The 21628-nt window shown below is 70.4% G+C and carries 23 protein-coding genes and 2 tRNA genes; 14 read left to right on the top strand and 11 right to left on the bottom strand.

From position 1 onward, the window contains the following. Positions 1 to 45 precede the first annotated feature (45 nt). From ABD831_RS18390 to pepN, 4 genes are all read right to left on the bottom strand, one after another. On the bottom strand, positions 46 to 672 hold the full coding sequence (locus ABD831_RS18390) for a hypothetical protein (protein WP_344950071.1): 627 nt from the start codon (positions 670 to 672) through the stop codon (positions 46 to 48). A gap of 132 nt (positions 673 to 804) precedes the next feature. Continuing rightward, a complete protein-coding gene (locus ABD831_RS18385) occupies positions 805 to 1191 on the bottom strand; it encodes a globin (RefSeq protein WP_425582852.1) in 387 nt (128 codons plus the stop codon). A gap of 55 nt (positions 1192 to 1246) precedes the next feature. Beyond that, the gene (locus ABD831_RS18380; protein ID WP_344950068.1) at positions 1247 to 2170 is read right to left on the bottom strand and encodes a mechanosensitive ion channel family protein; all 924 of its coding nucleotides are present in this window, start codon (positions 2168 to 2170) and stop codon (positions 1247 to 1249) included. A gap of 242 nt (positions 2171 to 2412) precedes the next feature. Then, positions 2413 to 4995, bottom strand: a complete 2583-nt coding sequence (gene pepN / locus ABD831_RS18375; RefSeq protein WP_344950065.1) for an aminopeptidase N — start codon at positions 4993 to 4995, stop codon at positions 2413 to 2415. 139 nt (positions 4996 to 5134) lie between these two features. On the opposite strand from pepN, the gene ABD831_RS18370 reads away from it, so the two are divergent. The 4 genes from ABD831_RS18370 to trmB all read left to right on the top strand — a co-directional run bounded on the left by ABD831_RS18370 (position 5135) and on the right by trmB (position 8260). After that, positions 5135 to 5770 carry a mycothiol-dependent nitroreductase Rv2466c family protein gene (locus ABD831_RS18370; RefSeq protein ID WP_344950062.1) on the top strand — a complete coding sequence of 212 codons (636 nt, stop codon included), beginning with the start codon at positions 5135 to 5137 and terminating at the stop codon, positions 5768 to 5770. A 71-nt stretch (positions 5771 to 5841) separates the two neighbouring features. Next, positions 5842 to 6324, top strand: coding sequence for a ribose-5-phosphate isomerase (locus tag ABD831_RS18365; RefSeq protein WP_142180014.1), 483 nt, complete (start codon positions 5842 to 5844; stop codon positions 6322 to 6324). Positions 6325 to 6369: 45 nt separating this feature from the next. After that, positions 6370 to 7485: a PP2C family protein-serine/threonine phosphatase gene (locus tag ABD831_RS18360; protein ID WP_344950056.1), complete on the top strand. Its 1116-nt coding sequence runs from the start codon at positions 6370 to 6372 to the stop codon at positions 7483 to 7485. A 34-nt stretch (positions 7486 to 7519) separates the two neighbouring features. Continuing rightward, positions 7520 to 8260, top strand: a complete 741-nt coding sequence (trmB, locus tag ABD831_RS18355) for a tRNA (guanosine(46)-N7)-methyltransferase TrmB (protein ID WP_344950053.1) — start codon at positions 7520 to 7522, stop codon at positions 8258 to 8260. Between the two features lie 171 nt (positions 8261 to 8431). Here the strand turns inward: trmB and ABD831_RS18350 are convergent. Beyond that, positions 8432 to 8505 (bottom strand) — tRNA-Pro (locus tag ABD831_RS18350). Positions 8506 to 8653: 148 nt separating this feature from the next. Here ABD831_RS18350 and ABD831_RS18345 point away from each other — a divergent pair. Further along, a tRNA-Gly gene (locus tag ABD831_RS18345) sits at positions 8654 to 8727 on the top strand. 46 nt (positions 8728 to 8773) lie between these two features. Then, on the top strand, positions 8774 to 9070 hold the full coding sequence (locus ABD831_RS18340; RefSeq protein WP_344950050.1) for a DUF2087 domain-containing protein: 297 nt from the start codon (positions 8774 to 8776) through the stop codon (positions 9068 to 9070). Positions 9071 to 9111: 41 nt separating this feature from the next. Here ABD831_RS18340 and ABD831_RS18335 read toward each other — a convergent pair whose 3' ends face one another. Next, complete coding sequence (locus tag ABD831_RS18335) at positions 9112 to 9627, bottom strand: hypothetical protein (protein ID WP_344950047.1); 516 nt, start codon at positions 9625 to 9627, stop codon at positions 9112 to 9114. A gap of 140 nt (positions 9628 to 9767) precedes the next feature. Here ABD831_RS18335 and tig point away from each other — a divergent pair, with 140 nt between their 5' ends. From tig to ABD831_RS18295, 8 genes are all read left to right on the top strand, one after another. Further along, positions 9768 to 11117, top strand: coding sequence for a trigger factor (tig, locus tag ABD831_RS18330; protein ID WP_344950044.1), 1350 nt, complete (start codon positions 9768 to 9770; stop codon positions 11115 to 11117). Between the two features lie 214 nt (positions 11118 to 11331). Then, positions 11332 to 11625, top strand: a complete 294-nt coding sequence (locus ABD831_RS18325; RefSeq protein ID WP_344950041.1) for a hypothetical protein — start codon at positions 11332 to 11334, stop codon at positions 11623 to 11625. A gap of 208 nt (positions 11626 to 11833) precedes the next feature. Beyond that, positions 11834 to 12472 carry an ATP-dependent Clp protease proteolytic subunit gene (locus tag ABD831_RS18320; RefSeq protein ID WP_142180023.1) on the top strand — a complete coding sequence of 213 codons (639 nt, stop codon included), beginning with the start codon at positions 11834 to 11836 and terminating at the stop codon, positions 12470 to 12472. 31 nt (positions 12473 to 12503) lie between these two features. Next, positions 12504 to 13157, top strand: coding sequence for an ATP-dependent Clp protease proteolytic subunit (locus ABD831_RS18315; protein WP_142180025.1), 654 nt, complete (start codon positions 12504 to 12506; stop codon positions 13155 to 13157). A 105-nt stretch (positions 13158 to 13262) separates the two neighbouring features. Further along, a complete protein-coding gene (locus ABD831_RS18310; RefSeq protein WP_344950038.1) occupies positions 13263 to 13517 on the top strand; it encodes an acyl-CoA-binding protein in 255 nt (84 codons plus the stop codon). Positions 13518 to 13603: 86 nt separating this feature from the next. After that, positions 13604 to 14050, top strand: a complete 447-nt coding sequence (locus ABD831_RS18305; RefSeq protein ID WP_344950035.1) for a hypothetical protein — start codon at positions 13604 to 13606, stop codon at positions 14048 to 14050. Positions 14051 to 14198: 148 nt separating this feature from the next. Then, on the top strand, positions 14199 to 15476 hold the full coding sequence (gene clpX / locus ABD831_RS18300) for an ATP-dependent Clp protease ATP-binding subunit ClpX (protein ID WP_142180030.1): 1278 nt from the start codon (positions 14199 to 14201) through the stop codon (positions 15474 to 15476). A gap of 46 nt (positions 15477 to 15522) precedes the next feature. After that, a complete protein-coding gene (locus ABD831_RS18295) occupies positions 15523 to 16380 on the top strand; it encodes a hypothetical protein (protein ID WP_344950032.1) in 858 nt (285 codons plus the stop codon). Here the strand turns inward: ABD831_RS18295 and ABD831_RS18290 are convergent. The 5 genes from ABD831_RS18290 to ABD831_RS18270 form a co-directional block, all read right to left on the bottom strand. Beyond that, positions 16283 to 17830, bottom strand: coding sequence for an MFS transporter (locus tag ABD831_RS18290; RefSeq protein WP_344950029.1), 1548 nt, complete (start codon positions 17828 to 17830; stop codon positions 16283 to 16285). The two genes, ABD831_RS18295 and ABD831_RS18290, sit on opposite strands and share 98 nt — an antisense overlap. 59 nt (positions 17831 to 17889) lie before the next feature. Continuing rightward, positions 17890 to 18543, bottom strand: a complete 654-nt coding sequence (locus ABD831_RS18285; protein WP_142180036.1) for a TetR/AcrR family transcriptional regulator C-terminal ligand-binding domain-containing protein — start codon at positions 18541 to 18543, stop codon at positions 17890 to 17892. 88 nt (positions 18544 to 18631) lie between these two features. After that, on the bottom strand, positions 18632 to 19171 hold the full coding sequence (locus ABD831_RS18280) for a hypothetical protein (RefSeq protein WP_344950024.1): 540 nt from the start codon (positions 19169 to 19171) through the stop codon (positions 18632 to 18634). 143 nt (positions 19172 to 19314) lie between these two features. Then, complete coding sequence (locus ABD831_RS18275; protein WP_344950021.1) at positions 19315 to 20628, bottom strand: DUF58 domain-containing protein; 1314 nt, start codon at positions 20626 to 20628, stop codon at positions 19315 to 19317. A 6-nt stretch (positions 20629 to 20634) separates the two neighbouring features. Further along, a complete protein-coding gene (locus ABD831_RS18270) occupies positions 20635 to 21627 on the bottom strand; it encodes an AAA family ATPase (protein ID WP_142180039.1) in 993 nt (330 codons plus the stop codon). Position 21628: the final 1 nt, after the last annotated feature.

Here is a 21628-nt window from a genome sequence, read left to right as displayed (position 1 = left end):
GGGCGTCCCCCGCGAGGTGGGGACGCCCTCCGGGGGCGCTCTCGGTCAGCGAGGACCGTCGTGCATGTCGATGACACCCGCCTGGGCTGCCTTCTTCACGGCATCGGCCTCGGACTGGGTGAGCTTGCCGTCCTTGACGGCCTGGGCGAGCCGGTCGTCGAACGACTTCTGCTCGTCGGCGTCGTGGGCGGCCCGGAGGTCGGCGAAGGCCGCCTTCACCTTGGCCGCGTCGATCCCGAGCTTGCTCGCGAGCTTCGTGGCCAGCTCGTCCTGCATCGTCGTCGGGTCGGGCTTCGTGGCCGTGCCCTGACCGGCCTTCCGGCTGGCCTTGAGCTCGTCGCGCACGGCCTTGAGCGCGTCCTGGAGCTTGGTCTGGTCGACGCCGAGCTTGGTGGCGAGCGCCGACAGGTCGGCGCCGCGGCCCATGCCCATTCCCATGCCGCCGCCATGGCGACCGCCGGGGCCCCAGCCCTTGCCGCCGTTGCCGGAGTCGGTCGTGCCACGGTTCGGGTCGCCCTGCGTGGAGGTCGCGGTCGGGGTGGGCGTCGTCGTGCTCGCGTCGTCGGCTCGCGCCACCTGCGTGACGCCGAGTCCTATGACGGCGGCAGCAGCTGCGACGGCTGCGACGCCCGCCGTCTTCCGGTTCAGCGGCTTCCCGTTGATCGACACCATGAGCGTCCCTCCGTCGTGGTTGCCGGGCCCGGGCCCGACCGTGAGTTCACCTGGGTCCAGAGAACACCCTGGGCCGGGTCCGTCACCCGTGAACGGGCTGTGAGTTGCTGTGAGTCCCCGCCGGGCGCGGTCTCAGAAGGTCCCGTCGGGACCGGGAGCGTTGACGAGGGAGTATGCCGCCCGCGTGAGGTAGTCGCGCAACCGGTCGTCGTTCTCGGGGGAGAGCTCCAGCGTGTCGACGGCCTTCATCATGTGCAGCAGCCAGCGGTCGCGCATGTCGGGCGTCACCTGGAAGGGCATGTGGCGCATTCGCAGCCGCGGGTGCCCCCGCTGCTCGGAGTAGGTGGTCGGACCACCCCAGTACTGCTCGAAGAACATCCGCAGGCGATCCTGGGCCGGCTCGAGGTCCTGCTCCGGGTAGAGGGCGCGCAGCGGCTCGTCCTCGGCGACGCCCCGGTAGAACTCGCGCACGAGCTTGGCGAAGGTCTCGTGGCCGCCGAAGTCGTCGTAGTAGGTCACGTCGGCCAGTCTCCCAGAGCCGGGCCGCCGCCCGGCGTCGGGCCGCCGTGGCGCCTCACTTGGGGGCAGCCCCGCCGTACGGCGGCAGGACCGGCAGGGGGCTGCGCACACCCTCGCGGTCGAAAGCCGACTTGACGCGCTCACGGATCTCGCGCTGGATCCCGAACTGCTCGTTGGCGATCGTCTTGGCGATGACGCGGATGGTGATGGCGCCGTTGGCGATCGACTCGACGCCGACGACGTTGGGCTCCTCGAGCAGGATGTCCTTGAAGGCGTCGTCATCATCCATGACGCTGACGACTTCACGGATGACGCGGATCGCCTTCTCGACGTCCTGGTCGTAGGCGACGGGGAGGTCGACGATGGCGGTCGACCAGCCCTGCGTCTTGTTGCCGATGCGGACGATCTCGCCGTTGCGGACGTACCACGTCATCCCGCCGGCATCACGCAGCTGGGTGACGCGGAGCGACACGTTCTCGACCGTCCCGACGACCTCCCCCGTGTCGATGACGTCGCCGACGCCGTACTGGTCCTCGACGATCATGAAGACGCCCGACAGGAAGTCCTTGACGAGACTCTGGGCGCCGAAGGCCAGGGCCACACCGCCGACGCTGGCGGAGGCCAGCATCGGACCGAGCGGGATGCCGACGAGCGACAGGACGGTCAGGGCGGTGATGCCGAGCACGACGAACGTCGTGATGCTCTTGAGCAGCGCGCCCATGGTCTGCGTGCGCTGGACGTGCCGCACGTTGGCGACCCCGACCGCCTGCAGCGCGCGACCCGCGCCGGGGATGCTCGCGAGCCGCTCGGCCCGCTTCGAGGTGGCTGTCGTGACGACCCGGTTGATGAGCCGGTGCAGCAGGAACCGGGCGACGATGCCGACGAGCACCACCGTGATGATGAGCAGCGGCGTGCCCACGAGCCAGTCGCCGACGCCGGCCCAGGTCAGGTCGGAGAGGTCGGGCATGGAGAGGTTCACGGGCAGCTCCTGCGAGGGAGACGGACTCGGGGCGGGGGTCGGGGCCGGTGTGGAGCTCTGGTGGAGGACGGAGGTCAGGTTCGTGAAGGCGTCGATCACAGTGGGTCTCAGTCAGGGGTCTCAGTCGGGGTGTCGGTCAGGCGTGTCGGTGAGGTTCGGGTCATCCGGCCGGTCCTCGGCGCGGGGTCCCGGGGGAACCCGCGGTGCGGGACCGCCCACCGGGACGGTCCCGCACTCGTGGTTCAGCCGCGGCGGTCGCGCTCCTGCGCGACGAGCGCGCGGGCGATCGTGTCGCGGTTCTCGGCGACGGTGCGCACGAGGCCGGGCGCCGCGTCGGTGTTGGCCGCGAGCCACGCGTCCGAGGCGTCCTTGAGCTGCGCGCTGGCCAGCGAGAAGGGGTAGAAGCCGCCGACGACGCGCTCGCCGATGGCGACGCTGCGCTGGGCCCACGCGTCGACGAGCATCGCGTGGTACTTCTCGACGTAGGGCTCGAGCAGCGAGAGGTCCGCGCTGCGACGGAAGCCGGCGCTGACGGCCTCCACCATCTGGTTCGACAGGTCGTTGCGCTCGACCGCCTTGGCCCAGGCGTCGGCCTTGGCCTCGGCGGTGGGGCGCGCGGCGAGGGCCTCGGCGGCCCGCTCCTTGCCCGTGGCGGTGGGGTCGCGGTCGAGCTCGGTCGCGATCTCGACCTCGTCGGCCGCGCCGAGGGCGGCCAGTGCCTTGATGAAGGTCCAGCGCAGCTCCGTGTCGACGGTCAGCTCCGGCAGCGACTCGGCGCCGGTCAGCAGGGCGCGCAGGCGTGGCTCGTCCGCAGGGTCGGACGTCGACGCGGCCCACGCCTCGACGAGCTGGAACTGGGCGTCGCTGCCGGACTCGGCGCTCTCGGCGAGCGAGCGCAGCGACGACGACAGGAGCGCCGACACCTCGGCGCGGTGCTCCGGCGCCGTGTAGAGACGCGCTGCCGTCGACACCTGGCCGATCAGCACGCGCAGCAGCGTCGAGTCGGTCTCGCCGGGCAGCGACTCGAGGACGAAGCGCACGAAGTCCCGGGCCGGCATCTCGCCGTCGCGGGTCATGTCCCACGTGGCGCCGAGCACGAGCGAGCGGGGCAGCGAGTCCGCGAAGCCGCGGGGGAGCGACAGGGCGGTGGCGAGCGAGCGCTCGTCGAGGCGGATCTTGCCGTAGGCGAGGTCGTCGTCGTTGAGGAGCAGCAGGTCCGGCTGCTCCTGGCCGACGAGCTCGGTGAGGTCGGTGCGCTCGCCCGAGATGTCGACCTCGTCGTAGCCGATGCGCTCGAGCACGTCGCTCGCGTCACCCGACCCGGAGCGGCGCACGGCGTAGCGCCCGACGCCGATCCGGTGGGGGCGGAGCGTCGGGTACTCCTCGGTGGCGGTCTGGGTGATCGCGAAGGAGCTGTAGCGGCCGTCCGCGTCGACCTCGAAGACCGGGCGCAGCGTGTTGACGCCGGCCGTCTCGAGCCACAGCTTGCTCCACTCGGTCAGCTCGCGGCCGGAGGCCTTCTCGAGCTCGCCGAGCAGGTCGGCGAGGGTCGTGTTGCCCCACGCGTGCTTGCGGAAGTACTCCCGCAGCGCCGCGACGAACGGCTCGCGGCCGACGTAGGCGACGAGCTGCTTGAGCACCGAGGCGCCCTTGGCGTACGTGATGCCGTCGAAGTTGACCTCGACGTCCTCGAGGTGGCGCATGTCGGCGGCGATCGGGTGCGTCGAGGAGAGCTGGTCCTGGGTGTAGGCCCAGGCCTTCTCCGAGGTGCCGAAGGTCGTCCACGCACTGGTCCACTCGGTGGCCTCGGCCTGGCACGTCGTCGACGCCCACTCGGCGAACGACTCGTTGAGCCAGAGGTCGTCCCACCACTTCATCGTCACGAGGTTGCCGAACCACATGTGGGCCAGCTCGTGCAGGATCGTCAGCGCCCGGCGCTCGATCTTCGCCTCGGACACCTTGGACCGGAAGACGTAGACCTCGACGAACGTCACGGCGCCGGCGTTCTCCATCGCACCCATGTTGTACTCGGGCGTGAAGATCTGGTCGTACTTCTCGAACGGGTACGGCTGGTCGAACTCCTCCTCGAAGAACGCGAAGCCCTTCTTGGTGCAGTCGAAGATGTTGTCGGCGTCGAGGTACTGGGTCAGCGACCTGCGGCAGAAGACACCGAGCGGCACGACTCCCTTGCGGGTCTGCACCTCGTCGCGGACCTCGTCGTAGGGGCCGGCGATGAGCGCCGTGATGTAGGAGGAGATGCGCTTCGTCGGCTCGAACGACCACGTCGCGCGCTCGACACCGTCCGCCACGCCGGCAGCCTGCGGCGCGGGTGTGGGGGAGTTGCTGATGACCTTCCAGTGTGCGGGTGCGGTCACCGTGAAGCGGAAGGACGCCTTGAGGTCCGGCTGCTCGAACACGGCATACATGCGCCGGGAGTCCGGGACCTCGAACTGCGTGTAGAGGTAGACCTCGTTGTCGACCGGGTCCACGAAGCGGTGCAGGCCCTCGCCGGTGTTGGTGTAGCGGCCCGTCGCGTCGACGGTCAGCTCGTTCTCGGCGGCCAGGCCGGACAGTGCGATCCGCGAGTCCGCGAAGACCTCGGCCGGGTCGAGGTCGACGCCGTTGAGCGTCACCTTCTCCACCGAGTCGGCGATGAGGTCGATGAAGGAGTCGGCGCCGGCCTCGGAGCAGGAGAACGTGACCGTGGTGACGGTGTGGAAGTTCTCCGGACCCGTCGTCAGGTCGAGACGGACGTCGTAGGAGTCGACGCGCAGGATGCTGGCGCGGCTCGCCGCCTCGTCGCGGGTCAGGTTCTTGCCGGGCACGTAGGGACCTCCTGGGAAGGGTGCTGTGGGCACGACGGAGCGTCGGTCGGACGGCGTCGTCGCGGGCCATCCTCGCACGGAACCCCGACCGGTCCACCACCGCAATCGGCGGTCGGGGGGCAGTGCCATGATGGGCCGCATGGCCGATGAGAACGACAGCCCGCAGACGAGCCGCGACGCCGTCGAGATGTGGTTCGACCCGATCTGTCCGTGGGCGTGGATGACGTCGCGCTGGCTCATGGAGGTCGAGACCCTGCGCGAGATCGACGTGACGTGGTCGGTCATGAGCCTCGCCGTGCTCAACGAGCACCGCCACGACCTCGACGCCGCCTACCGGGCGCGCATGGACGAGGCGTGGGGTCCCGTGCGTGTCATCATCGCCGCCGCCGAGGCGCACAGCGACTCCGTCATCAAGCCGCTCTATGACGCCATGGGCACCCGCATCCACCTGCGGAGGATGAACGACTTCGACCAGGTCATCCGTGAGTCGCTCGAGGAGGTCGGCCTCCCGGCGGCGCTCGCCAAGGACGCCCACCACAAGAAGTACGACGCGGCGCTGCACCGCAGCCACAAGCGCGGCATCAGCCTGGTCGGCACCGACGTCGGGACACCGATCATCTCCGTCGCCGGTGTCGCCTTCTTCGGCCCGGTGGTGACGCCGTCACCCAAGGGCGAGGACGCCGCGCGACTGTGGGACGGCTGCGTCCTCGTCGCCGGCACGCCGGGCTTCTACGAGCTGAAACGCAGCCGCACCGAGGGCCCCATCCTCACCTGAGCGCTCGACCTCGCGAGACCCTTCACCGACACCCCTCCCAGACCCATCCTCCGACGCACCCAAGGACGGACATGCGCATCCACATCGGCGGCGACCACGCGGCATACGAGCTCCACCAGTCCCTCGTCGCGCACCTGCGGGACGGAGGCCACGAGGTGATCGACCACGGCCCCTTCGACTACGACGCCCAGGACGACTACCCGGTCTTCGTGCTGCGCGCCGCTGAGGCCGTCGCGGCCGACCCGGGCTCCCTCGGAGTCGTGCTCGGCGGCTCGGGCAACGGTGAGCAGATCGCCGCCAACAAGGTCTCGGGGATCCGGGCGGCGCTCGCCTACAGCACCGAGCTCGCGAGCCTGGCGCGCGAGCACAACGACGCGCAGGTCGTCTCGATCGGAGCGCGGTTCACCGCGGAGGACGAGGCCAAGCAGATCGTCGACACCTTCGTCGCGACGAAGTTCAGCGATGAGGCGCGCCACAGCCGTCGTCTGGGTATGGTTTCCGCGTACGAGAACACGGGGGACTTGCCGGCTTTGCCGGAGTTGGGCGCGCGCTGACCGCATGACGTCCACCGTCCGCCTTCATCGCCGATAGGGAGGCACGTGGCCCACAACGAGAGCGTCGTCTCTCGACGCTCCCGCTACCCTGCCGGCCCGGTCCGACGCCTCCGACTGCTGGGCCCGTGGCTGAGCCGTGCACCCTGGGTCCTCGTCGGCGCGTTCCTGGCCCTGAGCATCGTGGCCACGGTGGCGATCGTCATCTGGCCGACCCGGGTGCCGTGGGGCGTCTACGGCTTCATCGTCGTGCTCGCGGGCCTCTTCCTCGAGCCACGGCTGCTTCTCGTCGTCTACATCGGGCTCTTCCTCGCCATGGCGATCCTCGGCGCCTACCTCGGCCAGGTGAAGTCCACGACCACGGGCGCCCAGATCGTCACGGTGGCCACGATGCTGCTCATGATCTGGCTGTCGCACGCTCGCGCGCAGGTGGGCGTCAGCGGCGTCACGGGGGAGTCGATGCTCGTCGACATGCGCGACCGCCTCCGGGTCCAGGGCGAGCTCCCGCCCTTGCCCCCGTCGTGGGGCGCCGAGGTCGCGCTCGAGTCGGCCTACGGCGACAGCTTCGCCGGCGACTTCGTCGTCGCGAGCAGGTCGACCGACGGCTGCACCCTCGAGGTCGCCCTCGTCGACGTCTCCGGCAAGGGGCGCGAGGCCGGGGCGCGATCGCTCCTGCTCTCGGGTGCGCTCGGTGGTCTGCTCGGCGAGATGAGCGAGGGTGGCTTCCTGCAGTCCGCCAACAACCACCTCCTGCGGCTGCGCTGGAACGAGGGCTTCGCCACGGCCGTGCACGTCGCCGTCAACCTCGAGACCGGCAACTTCACCATCGGGTATGCCGGGCACCCGGCTGCCGCGCAGTTCGCGGCGGGTTCGGGGCGGTGGCGGATGCTGTCGGGCGGTCGCGGCCCCCTGCTCGGCGTCATCGAGCAGGCCGAGTACCCCCGTGAGACCGGCACGATCCGTCGCGGCGACGCGCTCGTGCTCTACAGCGACGGTGTCATCGAGGCCCGCGACAAGGCCCTCGTCGACGGCATCGACCGCATGCTCGGCCGGGCGGAGTCGTTCATCCGGACCGGCTTCGAGGGGCTCGCGCAGCGACTCTGCGACCAGGCCGCGGCTGGGCTCGGTGACGACCGCGCCGTCGTGACCATCTGGCGCTCCTGACGGCCTGGGACGGCTGGCTCACTACGATGCCTGCGTGACCGAGCACCCCACCGAACCCACGACCCGCGACGCCGGCCCCGACCGCCGCAAGGAGCACGTCGTGCCTGACCTGCCGCCAGGGGTCACGCCCGCGCGCGTGCGCACCTTCGTCCGCCGCGGCCGGCTGTCCTCGCTGACCAAGGACCGTGTCGAGCGCCTCGCTCCCGCCCGGTCCCTGCCCGAGGGCACGTTCATCGCCGCCGCGGCGTTCGGGCGCAGCGCCCCCGTCGTCCTCGAGATCGGCTGCGGGCACGGCCATGCCGCGATCGCGTATGCCGCGGCGTTCCCCGAGCACGACATCGTCGCCATGGACGTCCACACCCCCGGACTCGCCCGGATGCTCGCCGACGCGGACGCGGCTGGTGTGCCGAACCTCAAGGTCGAGATCGGCGACGCCGTGCTCTTCCTCGAGGAACGGGTCCCCGACGCGACGTTCGACGCCGTCCACCTGTTCTTCCCCGACCCGTGGCGCAAGCAGAAGCACACCAAGCGCCGGTTCGTCAGTCCCGCCAACCTCGACCTGCTCGCACGGGTGCTGACGCCCGGTGGGCACGTGCTCATCGCCACGGACCAGGACTTCTACGCCGAGCACGCGCTGGCCGAGGTCGCGGCGCACCCACGCTTCGAGGCGCATCGCGTCGAGCGACCGCAGTGGCGCCCGCGAGATGGCTTCGAGGCCAAGGGAATTGCCGTCGGGCGCACGATCAACGAGCTGCGCCTCGATCTGTTGCCCTAGGTCTGGCCAGGGGGTCCGCTTCGCAGAGTCGGGGTGACAGGCGCCGCCGTCGCGTCCCGCCGCTCGTTCCTCGCGGTCAGTGCGCTCCGGCTCCCGGCATCCTGTGTCCCCCACGCAGCGAAAGGGGACGAGGACGGCGACTTCGTCGCGTCCTCGTCCCCTTTCGTGAAGTCGGGGTGACAGGATTTGAACCTGCGGCCCTTGCGTCCCAAACGCAATGCGCTACCAAGCTGCGCCACACCCCGTGGCGTCGGAATCGTAGCGGAAGAGCCACCAGCGGCCTCGTCCACGCCGACCCACCGACGTCCTCGCCCGTCAGGGCGGCCCGATTTCTGTGCAACGTCCACGACCCAGTACGCTGGCACCTCGGATCGCCGGCCCGACCGGCGCCGTGCGGGCGTAGCTCAATGGTAGAGCCTCAGTCTTCCAAACTGATCACGCGAGTTCGATTCTCGTCGCCCGCTCCAGAAACCCCCTTGGCACGGGGCCGCGGCCCTTCCTAGCGTGGGCTGCATGTTCCGCCCCGACCTGCAGGACGCCCTGCGTGACCGCGACGCCGTGCTCCGATCGTTCCTCGCGCCCGATGGCACGCTGACGAGCATCCCGACCAGGATCCGCAAGCGTCTCGTCGTGCTCGACCTGCTCGCGCAGGAGTTCGAGCCTGGGCAGAAGTACGACGAGTCCCAGGTCAACAACCGCCTGCGTGCCTTCCACCCCGACGTCGCGGCGTTGCGCCGCTACCTCGTCGAGGAGGGCTTTCTCGAGCGAGCCGACGGCAGCTACTGGCGCAGCGGCGGCACCGTCTCCTGACGGGCCGGCCGCACCACACGGCATACGCCAAGAGGGAGGCGTCAGCGGAAGCCCAGGGTCTCGCTGAGCCAGCTCTCGGCGCCGTCGGCCTCGAGACCGGCCTCGACGGCCGCTGCGGTGCGGGCCGAGGGCCAGCCGTGGATCCAGAACAGCGCCAGGCCGCCCGGCAGGGCGATCAGCAGCGGCAGCCACGAGTGCGGCATGAACACGAACGAGCACGCGAAGGCCACGAGCACCGGAGCCTCGGCGAGGGCCGTGCGCAGGGTCGTCGTCGACGTGAAGTAGCGCAGGCTCGTGGCCTCCGCGTTCTCGCGGGGGAGTCCGTGCGGAAGGGCCGGCACGGCATACCCGACGTAGCGGATGAGCGTGGCCGACGCGACGAGCGTGGCGAGCACGATGGCGACCGCCCACGGCGACGGCATCGGAGCGGACGGGTCGACGACGATGCGCACCGCGCTCAGCATCAGAGCGCCCATGCCGACCGCGATCGACACCATCTGGATCGGTCGCAGCGCTGCGCTCTCGGGGGAGGCGAACGGTCCGGGAGGAGTGCTCATGGAGCCCGAGCATAGGCGCCGGGGACCCGGGGACGATCCGTGCATTTAGCCATCTGCCGCGTGGCCGATAGCATGGTGCGCTGGCCCGTCCATTCACCGTCGACGACAGCGTCGGCACCACCCCGATGGAGTAACCCGCAGTGAAGAGTGCGCTCGAGACCCTCAGCCCGACCCGGGTCAAGATGACCGTCGAGGTCCCGTTCGAGGAGCTCAAGCCGAGCCTCGATGCGGCCATCAAGCACATCGGTGAGCACATCCAGGTGCCCGGCTTCCGCAAGGGCAAGGTGCCGGCCCGCATCATCGAGCAGCGCGTCGGCCGCGCCGCCGTCCTCGAGGAGGCCGTCAACAACGCCCTCCCCACGTTCTACGGCCAGGCCCTCGAGGAGAACGAGGTCCGTCCGCTCGGCCAGCCCGAGATCACCGACCTGCAGGTGCCCGCGACCGACGGCGAGGACTTCGTCTTCACCGCCGAGGTCGACAAGCGCCCCGAGATCACCCTCCCCGACTTCAGCGACATCGAGCTGACCGTCGACGAGGTCAAGGTCGAGGACGAGGCCGTCGAGCAGCGCCTCACGGACCTGCGCGCCCGCTTCGGCACCCTCAAGGGCGTCGACCGTGCCGTCCAGGACGGCGACTTCGTCTCCATCGACCTGTCCGCCGAGATCGACGGCGAGCAGATCGACGAGGTCACCGGCGTCTCCTACGAGGTCGGCAGCAAGAACATGCTCGAGGGCCTCGACGAGGCGCTCATCGGCATGGCCGCCGATGAGACGAAGCAGTTCACCGCCCCGCTCGCCGGCGGCGACCAGGAGGGCCAGGACGCCAACTGCACCGTGACCGTCACCGCGGTCAAGGAGCGCGAGCTGCCCGAGCTCGACGACGAGTTCGCCCAGCTGGCCTCCGAGTTCGACACGCTCGACGAGCTCAAGGCCGACCTCACCGCCAAGGCCGAGGTCGACGCCAAGTTCGCCCAGGGCGTCGCCGCCCGCGACCAGCTGCTCGAGGCCATCCTCGAGAAGGTCGAGGTGCCGATCCCCGAGAGCATCGTCGAGGCCGAGGTGCACAGCCACCTCGAGGGTGAGGGTCGTCTCGAGGACGACGAGCACCGCGCCGAGGTCGGCGAGAGCACCCGCAAGGGCCTCAAGACCCAGCTCGTGCTCGACGCGATCGCCGAGAAGGAAGAGGTCAAGGTCGAGCAGCAGGAGCTCATCGAGTTCCTCGTCATGAGCTCGCAGCAGTACGGCATGGACCCCAACCAGTTCGCGCAGTCGCTCGACCAGGAGGGTCAGATCCCCGCCATGGTCGCCGAGGTCGCCCGCCGCAAGGCGCTCGCGACGGTCCTCGAGAAGGTCGCCGTCAAGGACACCGCCGGCAACGTCATCGACCTCAACGAGGCCGTCCCGGGCACCGAGGGCGACGAAGCCGAGTCCGCCGACGAGACCGCTGACGAGGTCGCTGACGACACCCAGGCCGAGAAGGCCGACGCCTGACCGTCGCTCGACAACTTCCGTATGCCGTGAGGCCGGCTCCCCTGGGGGAGCCGGCCTTGCGCCGTACCGGGCCGGGGCGCCGGGCACTCGGGCTGAGCAGTCGGGACGGGGTGCCGGGTCGTCGGACCAGCTGTCGGGGTTGTCGGTCGGGAGGCGCGGGTACGAGACGATCGGTCGCCGTCCGGCGGCTCGCACCTCGACGAGGGAGCCAGAGATGAGCAACACCGACGAGTCGGGCGCCGGCATGGCGGACACCGACATCAACAGCACCGACACCGACGGCACGAACGTCCCCGGCAGCGACGGCGACGTCGGCGCAGCCGCGCAGGGCTCGGGTGACGACGCGGACCGCGGCAACCTCGACGGGAGCAACGCCGTCGCCGAGCCGCGCGACCGGTCCCTCGACCAGGCCGGGGGCAACGGTTCCTTCGACGACGTCTCGGACCAGACGAACGGGGCCGAGTCCGATGCAGCCGACGCCGGGCAGGACAACGGCCTGAACGGCTGACCACACACGGTCACGGACCCCGCCGGACGGCATACGACCGGTGGGGTCCGTGCGTGTGGTTGCGTCCGCCCGGCTCAGGTTTGTGCGCTCACGGCGAACACGGTGCGGTTCGGGAAATCTGCCCGAGGGGTCGGGCGTTAGGGTCAGTGACGAGCCAGCCGGCGCCACATCCCGTGGTGAGAGGCTGGACCACTTCGACGATGGAGACATGGTGATTTCGGAGACCTCCGCCAACGGCAACGGCATGCCGGGTGGTCTGGACGACCACATCTACAACCGCCTGCTCAAGGAGCGGATCATCTTCCTCGGGTCCGACGTCCGCGACGACAACGCGAACGCCATCGCGGCGCAGCTGCTGCTGCTGTCGGCCGAGGACCCCGAGAAGGACATCTGGCTCTACATCAACAGCCCCGGCGGTTCGATCTCTGCCGGCATGGCCATCTTCGACACGATGAACTGGATCCCCAACGACGTCGCCACCGTCGCGATGGGCATGGCCGCCTCGATGGGACAGTTCCTCCTGTCGGCCGGCACCAAGGGCAAGCGCTACGCCACGCCCCACGCCCGCGTGATGATGCACCAGCCCTCCGGCGGCATCGGCGGCACGGCGACGGACATCAAGATCCAGGCCGAGCAGATGCTCTACGTCAAGAAGCAGATGGCCCGGCTCATCGCCGAGCACACCGGCCAGACGATCGAACAGATCGAGAAGGACTCCGACCGCGACCGCTGGTTCAGCGCGGAGGAGGCCAAGGAGTACGGCTTCGTCGACCACGTGTTCAGCCGCTCCGACCAGGCGGTCGAGGGCAAGGGTGTCGGCCAGGCCGACGCCAAGGCCGAGAACTGACCGCGGGCCTGAACAGGACTTGGAGACACGCATGAACATCGAACCCACCAACCGCCTCGCGGTCGCCGCTCCCTCGAGCCGCTACATCCTGCCGCAGTTCGAGGAGCGCACCTCCTACGGGATGAAGCGGTCCGACCCCTACAACAAGCTCTTCGAGGACCGCATCATCTTCCTCGGCGTGCAGGTCGACGACGCGTCGGCCGACGACATCATCGCCCAGCTGCTCGTGCTGGAGTCGCTCGACCCCGACCGCGACATCCTCATGTACATCAACAGCCCGGGTGGCTCGTTCACCGCCATGACGGCGATCTACGACACGATGCAGTTCGTCCGGCCCGACATCCAGACGTTCGTCATCGGCCAGGCTGCCTCGGCCGCCGCGGTGCTGCTCGGCGCCGGTGCACCGGGCAAGCGCTTCGCCCTGCCGAACGCCCGCATCCTCATCCACCAGCCGGCGCTCTCGGGCGGCGACTACGGCCAGGCTTCGGACATCGAGATCCAGGCCAACGAGGTGCTGCGCATGCGCACGTGGCTCGAGGACACCCTCGCCCACCACACGGGCCGCACGTCCGAGCAGGTCCGCAGCGACATCGAGCGCGACAAGATCCTCTCGTCCGAGGACGCCAGGACCTACGGCCTCATCGACGAGGTGCTCGCCTCGCGCAAGGCCTCCCTCGAGGTCTGAGCCTCCGGCTCGTTCACGTGTGCCGTCGGGCCCGGTCATGACCGGGCCCGACGGCATACCTGCTTTGATGGGGTCGAGCCGACGTCGAGCGTGGAGGGTCCTGTCATGGCGAGTGCGGAGTTCGAGCAGGCGGTCGTGGCCGTCAAGGGGCTGACGAAAGACCCCGGCAACGACGTCAAGCTGAAGCTCTACGGCCTGTTCAAGCAGGCCACGACAGGCGACGCGACCGGCTCGCGGCCGGGTTTCACCAACCCGGTCGGGCGGGCCAAGTACGACGCCTGGGCGAAGCTCTCGGGCACGGCCCCCGAGGCCGCGGAGCAGCAGTACGTCGCGATCGTGCGCGACCTCACCGCCGACTGACCCAGCGCCCGGCGGTCCGGCCTGAGGTCCGCACGGCACCCGGCCGGCAGAGGGTCGTCGCGTTCCGCGGGCCTACGCTGCAGCGCATGAGAACGTATGCCGTGCGCGTGCTGGCCGTGCTGGCTGTGCTGGCTGTGCTGGCCGTGCTGGCTGGGTCGTCGGTGGGTGCGCCGACGGCAGCGCTCGCGTCGTGCGCGGGCCGCGAGCCCGCCCAAGTGGTCGCGGACTCCGACGTCGTGCTCACCGGACGCCTCTCGGCCGTCGAGGTCCCGGCTGGCGACCACGCTGGACCCGGCCGGGCGCCCGCGGCGGACGGCACGACGCTGCCCGGGTCTCGCGCCGTCGACGTCGGTGGGGGCGGGATGACACTCACGACGATGCTCGTCATCGCGCTGGTCGGGCTGCTCGTCGTGACGTTCGGCGGCCTTGCCCTGGCCATCGGGCTCGGGCTCCTCACGGCACGCCGGCGCAACAGGTCGGGCGGCAGCGACCCTGGGACACGGCCCGATTCGACTGGAACGCCGTTCAAGTGACAGCGCCGTCGTTTGTCCGCCATCAGCGGACAAACGGCGTTGCGCGAGCGGGGGCGGCCCCCTCCGTCGTCTAATAGGAGTCGGCCCCTAGGTTGGGGTCGGCCGGGTGCACCCCAGCGTTCGGCGCCGACGAACCAGGAGCAAATCCGTGGCACGCATCGGAGAAGGCGGAGACCTCCTCAAGTGCTCTTTCTGCGGAAAGAGCCAGAAGCAGGTCAAGAAGCTCATCGCCGGGCCCGGTGTGTACATCTGCGACGAGTGCATCGACCTCTGCAACGAGATCATCGAGGAGGAGCTCGCCGAGAGCAGCGAGCTGGGCCTCGACCACCTGCCGAAGCCGCGCGAGATCTTCGACTTCCTCGAGAACTACGTCATCGGCCAGGACGTCGCCAAGAAGTCGCTCGCCGTCGCCGTCTACAACCACTACAAGCGCATCCAGGCCGGTGAGGGCGTCAAGCGCGACGACGACCACATCGACATCGCGAAGTCCAACATCCTGCTCATCGGTCCCACGGGATCGGGCAAGACGTACCTCGCGCAGACGCTCGCCAAGATGCTCAACGTGCCGTTCGCCATCGCCGACGCGACGGCCCTGACCGAGGCCGGCTACGTCGGCGAGGACGTCGAGAACATCCTCCTCAAGCTCATCCAGGCCGCCGACTACGACGTCAAGAAGGCCGAGACCGGTATCATCTACATCGACGAGGTCGACAAGATCGCCCGCAAGAGCGAGAACCCGTCGATCACCCGCGACGTCTCCGGTGAGGGCGTGCAGCAGGCCCTGCTCAAGATCCTCGAGGGCACGACCGCCTCGGTGCCACCGCAGGGTGGGCGCAAGCACCCGCACCAGGAGTTCATCCAGATCGACACGACCAACGTGCTCTTCATCGTCGGCGGCGCGTTCGCCGGCCTCGAGAAGATCATCGAGTCGCGCTCGGGCCGCAAGGGCCTCGGCTTCGGCCAGCCGCTGCACAACCCCAAGGACCTCGGCGACAGCTTCCAGGACGTCATGCCCGAGGACCTGCTGAAGTTCGGTCTCATCCCCGAGTTCATCGGTCGCCTGCCCGTGCTGACGACGCTCGCGCCGCTCGACCAGCAGGCCCTCGTCAACATCCTCACGGTGCCCCGCAACGCGCTGGTGAAGCAGTACCAGAAGATGTTCGAGATCGACGGCGTCGACCTCGAGTTCACCGAGGACGCCATCGCCTCGGTCGCCGACCAGGCGCTGCTGCGCGGCACCGGAGCCCGCGGGCTGCGCGCCATCATGGAGGAGGTCCTCCTCCCCGTGATGTTCGATGTCCCCAGCGATGACGAGATCGCCCGGGTCGTCGTGACCCGTGAGGTGGTCCTCGACAACGTCAACCCGACGATCGTGCGCCGCGAGGCCGAGCCCCGGGCCAAGCGCCCGCGCAAGGAATCTGCCTGACCTCGACGGCGGCTCGCGGCACTCCCGCGTGAACGGAGGCTGATCCGTGGTTGCCCCCTTCTGGCTCGTCGCAGGCGACGTCGCGCCGGTGCAGCAGACGAGCACCACGTGCGGTTCGGCGGCCTTGACGGTGGCCCGCATGCTTGCCAACCCTGCCTTCGCGCAGTGGATCCGGGACGGCATACGCAAGGACGCCCGGGAGGGCGAGGTGCCCGACGCCGGCACCGAGGCGGACCGGTTCGCGGCGTACGAGCAGGTCGTCGCGTCGCGGACCAACGCCGTCGTCGGGGCCGGCAGACGACTGCAGCTGCCGTGGCCCCGTGCGCTGGGCACCCCGCCCTGGGGAGCCCTGCACGAGCTGGAGCTGGGCGCCGCCGAGCCCGACGCCGGCTACGCGGTGGCGTGGTTCCGCCATCGCGGCCGGGTCGGCCTGGAGCGCACGTATGCCGACCTGCGCCGCCGGGTGCGTCCCGGTCGTCCCGCGCTCCTCTACGTGGGGAACGCGTGGTCGCCGCGGCACGTCGTGCTCGTCATGCCGCCGACGGGGGAGCAGGAGCTCGACGTCTACGAGCCGTCCATCGGGCGCGTCGTGGACCTGCCGCAAGAGCGGTTCGTCGAGCGCCGGCTCGCCATCGCCGGCTGGGACGTCCCCTGGGCGGCCGTGTGGGCTGCTCCGGGAACCCCTGACCCGTCGAGAGGTCACCGCGGGCCGGGAGCCCGAAAGGCCATTGCTCTGGACGAGCAGTGGCCTCTCGACCGGTGCAACCCGGCCACGCGTGGCAGTTCGGCGGATGCGCTGCGGGATGTCAGCCGATGTGGGCCGGGGCGGCTCCATCGGTCGCGAGCTCCTCGTGCCGCACGTGCAGGGCGACGAGGGTCACGACGCCGCCGACCGCGATCATGATGGCCGCGACGAGGTAGGCCCGGCTCGCGCCGTAGGCGAACGCCTCGTCGGCGATCATCTTCTGCGCCGCCGCCAGCTGCTCCTTGCTCGGGGCCGGACCGCCCTGGGGCAGCTTGGCCGTCAGCTCGGCGACCTTGTCGTTGAGGTTGTTGACGAAGATCGTGCTCAGCGTCGCGAGGCCGAGCGTGCCACCGACCTGCTGCATCGTGTTGAGCACGGCCGAGGCGACCGACGAGTCCTCGTGCGCCACGCCGTGCACCGCGGTGAGCGTGAGCGGCACGAAGATCAGGCCCAGGCCGAACGCGAGGACGACGATCCACGGGAGCAGCCCCGAGGCATACGTGCTCTGCGGCGTCAGGTGGGTGAAGCCCCACATGCCGAGCGTCGCGAAGCCGGCGCCGGCGCCGGAGATCCAGCGCGGGTCGACCTTGGCGATGAGGAAGCTCGCCACCTGCGCGGCCACGACGATGCCGACCGAGAACGGCAGGAACGCGAGGCCGGTCTTGAGCGGGGAGTAGCCGAGGATGCTCTGGATGTAGATGCCGAGGAAGTAGAACATCGCGAACATGCCGGCGCCGACGATGAGCATGACGAAGTAGGACGTCCCACGCGTACGGTCGCCCGGGATGCGCATCGGCAGGAGCGGGTGCGCGACCCGGGTCTCGATGACAACGAAGGCCACGAGCAGCGCGACGCCGACAGCGAGGTAGGTGATCGTCGTGGCATCGCTCCACGAGGTGCTCGCGGCGTGCGTGAGTCCGTAGACGAGCGAGGACAGGCCGGCGATCGAGGTGATCGCACCCGGGATGTCGAGCGAACCGCGGCCGTCCTCGGACTCGGTGAGGATGCGCTGCGCGAGGAACGCGACGACGATGCCGATCGGCAGGTTGATGAAGAAGTTCCAGCGCCAGTCGATCTCGGTCAGCGCGCCGCCGAGGATGAGGCCGATGGCCGCGCCGGCGCCCGACATGGCGGCGAAGACGCCCATGGCGCGGTTGCGCTCCTTGCCCGCCGGGAAGGTCGTCGTGATCAGGGCGAGGGCGTTGGGAGCGGCGAGTGCGCCGCCGAGGCCCTGCACGGCACGCGCTGCGAGCATCATCGTCTCGTTCTGGGCGACGCCGGCGACGAGAGAGGCGATCGTGAAGAGCACGATGCCCCACACGAACATGCGGCGCCGGCCGTAGAGGTCGCCGAGCCGGCCGCCGAGGAGGAGCACGCCGCCGAAGGCCAGTGTGTAGATGGTGATGACCCACTGGAGGTTGGCCTGGCTGAAGCCCAGGTCGCTCTCGATGTGGGGGAGCGCGATGTTCACGATGGTGCCGTCGAGCACGATCATGAGCTGCGCGGCACAGATGACGAAGAGCGCCAGACCGAGGCGCTTGGGCGGCGTGTCGTGGGAGGTGAACTCGCCCGCGGGCTCGTTCACCTCCAGGGCCGTGGTCGAAGACATGGGTGTTCCTTCCGAGGACATGCAGGAATGGTGGTGTGGACGCCGCGTCGCGGTCCGGCTCAGCGGGTGCTGGGCGCGGAGGCGAGGGTGGCGGCGCACGCCGGGAGGACGACGCTGTCCACGAACTCGGCGATGCGGTCCGGCCCCGGTCGTCGTCCCGAGAGCAGGGCCTCGTGGATCGACAGGGACGGCAGGATCATCAGCAGGGTGTCGAGGTCGGCGTCGTCGCCGATCTCGCCTCGCTGTCGGGCGTGCTCGAAGATGGTGCGGGCGGCCTCGATCTTCGGGGCCAGGAACCGCTCGTGGATGCCGCGTGCCAGGTCGGGCTCGCGGTGGATGACGGGGAGCAGCGCCCCCCACGTGCCGATGACGACCTCGTCGTCGAGGCCTCCGTCGGCGCACGCCTGGGCGAGCAGGTCGCCACGCAGGGTGCCGGTGTCCGGATCCTGCTCGGCGGGGCAGTCGATGAACAGTCCGACGGCGTCGATGACGAGGTCGCGCTTGTGCGGCCACCGCCGGTAGAGCGTCGCCTTGGACGCCCGGGCCGTGGTGGCGACGGCGTCGAAGGTGAGCCGGTCGTAGCCGGTCTCACGCAGCACCTCGATGGCCGCCTCGAGGATCTCGACCTCGCGGTCACCTGCCACCCGCGGACGGCTCGCGTGGGCCGCGTCCGTCGTGCTCGCGCCGGTCGTGCTCGCGTTGGTCGTGCTCATGCTCACCCCGGTTCTCCCGCCGATGAAACGAAACTGTTTCGTTTCATTCAGAGAATAGATCGGGGGTGCGGCATTGGCAAACGTGGGCTCACCCCGGGTTGACGGGCGGGCTCGTGCGGACGAACCACAGGCCCACGGCGACCCCGCCGAGGCCGATGACGTATGCCGTCGGCACCAGTCCCAGCGAGCGGCCGTCCAGCAGCCCCGCCAGCACCGCGACGGGGACGGCGGCGGCGAACGCTGCGGCGGTGTGACGGGTCCAGCGTCGTGCCGTCCGTGCGGTCACCGAGCCCGCGGGCGGTGACGAGGCGGACAGCGCCGTGGCGGCGTGCGCCACGATGCACCCCGCTGCGGCCGGCAGCGACCACCAGGAGAAGGTCCCTGCCGGCGTGAGGGTGAACCAGCCGAAGAGCATCAGGGCCCAGTAGGCGAGGGGCGCCGCGGAGCCGGCCCAGGCCATGGTGAGCAACGGCAGCAGGACGAGCGCCCACCAGAAGGCGTCGAAACCTCCGGCCGACAAGGACAGGCTCGCGAGGTAGACGGCGACCCCGCCCATCGCAGCCGCGGCCGCGGCGAGCTGGCTCAGCGACCACTCGGACCCGGCTCCCAGGTACAGGGTGCGGCGCACGCGCACCCTGCTCCGGACGCCCCGCACACCGGGCGCGGCCGCTGTCGTGGGGAATTCGGAGCTCGCACCTGTCGTCGCCGCAGCCGGGGTCGCCGCAGCTGCTGCGGGTGCGGCCGGGCGCTCGTCAGCCGGCTCGGGCACGGTCACCGCCTCGCCATCCGGGGCGCGGACGCGCGTCGGGCGATGTCCCTCAGCACCTGGTCGAGCGAACCCGCTCCGCGCCACGGCACGACGGGCACGCCGCGCTGCCTCAGGGCATGGACCTCGGCGTTGCGGGACAGCAGGCGCATGCGCCAGGCCAGCGCCGCATAGACGTTCGTCGGGTCGGCGACGAGGTGGTCGGGGAAGGTGTCCACGACGACCACGGTCATCCCCCGCACGGCGAGGGTGTGCGCGAGAGCGACCATCGTCGGGTCGATGAGCGGGGACAGCACCAGGCACAGGGCGTTCGGGTCGACGCCCCGGATGGCGCGCTCGCCCGTGTCGCGGCGCTCGGTCGCGGGCGAGATCGCCGCCAGCGTGTCGAGGACCCGCCGCAGGTGGTTGGTGCCCGACCCGACCCCGAGCGTCGGGACCTCGGCCGCCCCGACCGTGCGCAGCGTCAGACGGTCGTTGCTGCGCAGAAAGTGCTCGCTGATGGCGCCGGCGGCCCGCACCGTGACGTCGAGGCTCGTCGGGCGCCCGTCGATGCCCTCCCGGGGACCGAGGTCGCTCAGGCAGTCGACGAGCAGGAAGACGTGGGCGTCCTCGTCGGTGAAGGTCGACGTGACGTGCAGCGCGCCGGTGCGCAGCGAGACCGGCCAGTGGATGCGCCGGAGCCGGTCACCGGGATGGAACTGGCGGATCGTGTTGAACTCGGAGCCGGACCCCGGCCGGTTGGAGCGGTTGAGGCCGACGATGCCGCGAGGATGCGGGGTCGGGGCACTGGCGTCGAACGACGCGGGGACCGGGAGTGTGGCCGCGTCGAGGTCGGGCAGGTCCAGGGGACCGGCTCTGAACGCCCCCCAGGCGCTGGTCAGCGCGATGCTGACGGTGCCCACCCGGCGACGCCCCCAGCGCGTTGACCGCACGCCGAGGGTCGCGGCGCCATCCTCGAGCTCGGCTATGCCGCCCGAGGGCTTGCGTTCCACCCACGGCGCCTGCGCCAGGGTGACGATGCCGTGCAGCTCGGGAAGCGTCGGCTCGGTGCTCACCCGCAGGCCCGTGACCGCGCCCTCGCGCAACGTCGTGTCACCGAGGTGTGCCGTGCCGGTGACCTCGACGCGAGGGCGGGCGAGGTGGCCCCAGAGGGCGGCGACGACGAGCGGCGTGACGATGACGAGCAGGTCCGGCCGCCGGCCGATGACCGCGACGATGGCGCCCGCAGCCGCGAGCACGATCGCCCGCTGGTGGGCAGCCGTCGACTCCCACCTGCCCAGTCGGCGGGTGGTCGTCCCGTGCGGGCGCCACTCGGGCATGGCCGCTCAGGCGCCCTTGGTCGGGCCGGTCGCGAGGTGCTCACGCGCCGACGGGGTCGCGACCGTCCGGAGCAGGCTCTCGACGACACCGTGGCCCGACGCGTTGCTCATCCACAGCTCGGGCTTGACGGTGATGCGGTGCGCCAGGACGGGCACTGCGACTGCCTTGACGTCCTCGGGGGTCACGTAGTCACGGCCGTCGACGACGGCATACGCCCGGGCACACAGGAGCAGGCCGAGCGCGCCACGCGGCGAGGCGCCCAGGAGGACGTCGCCATGGGTTCGGCTCGCCGCGGCCAGGGCGACGCAGTAGCGCCCGACCGACTCGTCGACGACGGTTGCCTCGATGGCGGCCTGCATCGCGAGCAGCTGCTCGGCGTCGACGACGGGCTCGAGCTCCTGCTCCTCACGCTGCCGGGCCATGCGGTTCGAGAGGATCTCCCACTCCTCGTCGAGCGTCGGGTAGCCGAACGAGATGCGCATGAGGAAACGGTCGAGCTGCGCCTCGGGCAGCGGGTAGGTCCCTTCGTACTCGACGGGGTTCGCGGTCGCGAGGACGTGGAAGGGCCGGGGCAGCTGGAAGGTGCGACCCTCGACGGTCACCTGCTTCTCCTGCATCGCCTCGAGCAGCGCCGACTGCGTCTTGGGCGGTGTCCGGTTGATCTCGTCGGCCAGCAGCAGACCGGCGAAGAGCGGGCCCGCCCGGAACTCGAACTCGCCCGCACGCTGGTCGTAGATGAACGATCCGGTGATGTCGCCGGGCAGCAGGTCAGGAGTGAACTGGGCCCGCTTGAAGTCGAGCCCGAGCGTCTGGGCGAAGCTGCGCGCGGCGAGCGTCTTGCCCAGCCCCGGGAAGTCCTCCATGAGGACGTGCCCGCCGGCGAGGATGCCCGACAGCACGAGCCGCAGCGCCTCTCGCTTGCCGACGACGGCGCGGTCGACCTCGTCGAGGACGGCGCTGCTCAGCTCGCTGACCCGGGCCAGGTTCATCTCGGTCATG

This window comes from Terrabacter ginsenosidimutans, assembly GCF_039539425.1.
GTDB classification, from domain to species: Bacteria; Actinomycetota; Actinomycetes; order Actinomycetales; family Dermatophilaceae; genus Terrabacter; species Terrabacter ginsenosidimutans.
Note: the sequence above shows the minus strand (reverse complement) of the source record. Positions and strands in the feature narration are given on the sequence as shown.